Origin of the sequence: Campylobacter sp. TTU_617, assembly GCF_016599045.1 — a bacterium.
Lineage (GTDB): Bacteria > Campylobacterota > Campylobacteria > Campylobacterales > Campylobacteraceae > Campylobacter_D.
In genome coordinates, this window is the sequence record NZ_JAENKV010000046.1 from 1 (window position 1) to 627 (window position 627).

1 protein-coding gene is annotated in these 627 nt (G+C 29.0%); it reads left to right on the forward strand.

Annotated elements, in window-relative coordinates; genetic code table 11:
- Positions 1-627 (forward strand): 6-hydroxymethylpterin diphosphokinase MptE-like protein (locus GQV94_RS07635; RefSeq protein WP_200170445.1); only part of this gene is annotated, 627 nt, incomplete at both ends.

Below are 627 nucleotides of genomic sequence, written 5' to 3' on the forward strand. Positions count from 1 at the left end.
ATCAAAACAAAGCTACAATATTTTGTGCTGATAGTGCTTATGCAATATTAGCTAAACATAATATTAAGCCTGATTATGTTTGTATGCTTGAAAGAACTGATTTTACGGCGGAATTTTTCAATAATAATTTTAAAGAATTTGATGAAGGAATAACCTTTATCTTAAAATCTGTAGTTCATCCTAATAGTGTTTTTTATCTTGAAAATACTCAAAGATCTTATATGCTTATAAGCTCTAAAGCACATTTTATGCGATATCTTACTCTTAATCAATTTGGATATATGCCAACTGGACATAGTGTGGCTAATATGAATTATATATTAGCTAGTCTTTTAAAATTTAAAAACATTATCCTAATAGGACAAGATTTAGCTTATGATGAGAATGGAAATTCGCATCCTAATGATTATAAACATAGTGCAAACTTTGAGAGCTCTTCTTATGAGCATATAAAAGTTAAGGCTTATGGGGATAATGATTCTTTTGTAAAGACACATTTTATTTGGAATTTATTTCGTCAAGAATTTGAAAGCGATATACAATTTACCAAAGAACAAGGAGTAAAAACTTACAACTGCACAGAAGGTGGAGCAAGGATAGAAGGAGCTATAGAAAAACCTTTTAAAG